At 48.0% G+C, this 2197-nt stretch carries 4 protein-coding genes; all 4 read right to left on the minus strand.

The window, feature by feature from the left end; all coding sequences use genetic code 11:
• On the minus strand, nucleotides 1–335 hold a 335-nt coding region (locus tag GXZ13_07720; protein ID NLX75690.1), incomplete at its 3' end, for a hypothetical protein.
• A complete protein-coding gene (locus GXZ13_07725) occupies nucleotides 335–877 on the minus strand; it encodes a phage head-tail connector protein (protein ID NLX75691.1) in 543 nt (180 codons plus the stop codon). The genes GXZ13_07725 and GXZ13_07720, both read right to left, overlap by 1 nt.
• Nucleotides 878–895: 18 nt before the next feature.
• Nucleotides 896–1576 carry an InlB B-repeat-containing protein gene (locus GXZ13_07730; protein ID NLX75692.1) on the minus strand — a complete coding sequence of 227 codons (681 nt, stop codon included), beginning with the start codon at nucleotides 1574–1576 and terminating at the stop codon, nucleotides 896–898.
• A 42-nt stretch (nucleotides 1577–1618) separates the two neighbouring features.
• A complete protein-coding gene (locus GXZ13_07735; GenBank protein ID NLX75693.1) occupies nucleotides 1619–1975 on the minus strand; it encodes a hypothetical protein in 357 nt (118 codons plus the stop codon).
• Between the last annotated feature and the right edge of the window lie 222 nt (nucleotides 1976–2197).

Raw genomic sequence — 2197 nt, forward strand, 5'->3', positions numbered from 1 at the left:
ACATTAGCCGGAGCCTTGATTTTGACAAGCCCGATGGTAGTCACTTCTCCCATGCCTAGGATGTCGTCTGGATATGCCACACTGTACCAAAGGCCAGCGTATTTGATTAGGTCGGTGTTGTCTACCGCTTCATCTGTAATAACTACTAAAGAGAGTTGGTCAATGATTGCTTGTGCAAATACCTGTTGTGATGAGGAAGCTTGAAGGATAAAGACTTCCCTTGTTTCCCTCAAGGAATAGCCTTCTGTCTCAACGCCAGTGTTGGGGTCATAGCTTGCCGTGTGCTGGAAAATCTCGATTGTCTGTCTCGGAAAGTCGTTGAAACATTCAAGCATTAGCCCACCCTCTGAATTGGAGTCCCTAGGTCACGCAAGATGTCCATAGGATACCCCCAACGCTTATCCACGTGTTGCACGTAGGATACGGAAACAGGCCCGATTGTCTTGCTTGCAATCTCACCGTCACATACTTGTCTACTCATGCCGTTGAGCTTGAATCCGGCCATCTTAGCAATAGGAATAAACATGCCATAATTAATGGAGGATATAACATAGTCTCCCTCTCCTGTTGTTGCCTGCGAGATTGTAGCAATGCCGTTCTCTTCATCGTAGGCTGTGATGTATGTTTCTTCTGGGATGGAAGGATGTTCCAGCACCCTGCCAATCTCGACAGGGTTGGTCAACTTGGAGCGAAGATTCCAGATGTTAGATATGGTTGTTGAGCCATTCTCAAACGTACAGTCTACTTTCTCGTTGAACTGATTGTTGAGTATCCGCCTTACATCATTTTCCACCATCGGCATGAGCAGAGTTAACTGAGCGTCATAGTCGGTGGTGGTGATGTTGAGCAAGGTCTTGACTGTTGCTAGTGTTATCATCCTATTTCTCCAAACCCCTTACGGAGTAATAATCTCCGTGAACTTGGCGTACAAAGTAACCGCACCAGTTGAACCCAGCGCAATCTCAGTGACAACATTGGTGAACGCCGATTCACTGAACCACCCGTCAAAAGTATAGCCTTCTTTGGTTGCAGGTTCAAACGACACAGCGTCAAGAACGGTGTAGGTTGCAGGGTTTGCAGGGTCATTCTCTCCGTCATCCAGATTGTAGGTAATCGGGTACACAATCGGAACATGCTTGGCGTAGATGTTCGCATCGTCCTCAATCTTCACAATATCCGTTGCACTCACCTCGTTAGTCAGCTGAGCATCAAGGCACCATCCCTCAAGCTCGTAGCCAGTAGTCGGGGTGGTGGTCGGGAGTGTTCCGTATGCCTTATCATACGTGACCTCCAGCGTAGCAGGGCTAACAGCACTTGCGAGGTCGCCCTTTTTAGCGGTAAGCGTGAATTTGATATCAGAGTAGCTACCCTGCACCTTGAGATGCCATTCATCATCGTAGTACACAAAGTAGTCGCCAGTGTCTACATAGTACAGCTCAGAGCCAAGCTCAGCGTCAGCTGGTTTTACGTCAGTGGACTTTATGAAATACTTCGGGGTGCCCCTCTGAAGGAGTTGGTCGAGCCTACCTCCGGCAGTGAGAAACGCATCCAAAGCAAGTTCGTTTCTGTTCGTCATATTCCCTCCAAAGGGTAAGGGGGAGTTGCCTCCCCCACTCAGTTACGGAAGCAGATACGCTTCGATGGTTGCACCAGTCACTTGACCAGCAGATGCAAGGTCGATATGGAGCATACCGTCACTCTGAAGGAAGCGTGAAGCTTCAAGGCAAACAACCTTAGTTTCAGTGGTATTCACATCAAAGGCAAGGTTGCCAAGAGAAGCATCGGAGAAGTCTCCAGCGAGAATGGTTGCGGTGTATTTGGTGGTAGCACCAAGGAACCTAACCAGCAAACGATCGTGAGCCATTTCCTTTGCGTCAATCTCGTGGCCATTTGTCTTGTCAGCATCATCAGCGGTGACAGCGTATGGAGTATTATACAGCAAACATTTTGAAACAGTTACAGCACTTCTAGCCATAATTAACCTCTATAATTAACACACGTTTTGCAAAAAGAACTCTTCTTGTCGTATGTTTTCGGGCATGAATCACAAGGGTTTGTGATTTCCTTCACTGGCTTTACAGCAGGTGCGGACTCCGTAGAATCCGCTACCTTCTTTGTCTTAGCCATTAGATAACGCTCTCATCCTTGGACTTGACGTAAGCCACAGCGAGGGTTGCAGGGTAGAGCACCTTGCCAC

The sequence above is a fragment of the Synergistaceae bacterium genome, assembly GCA_012728235.1.
GTDB lineage: Bacteria > Synergistota > Synergistia > Synergistales > Synergistaceae > JAAYFL01.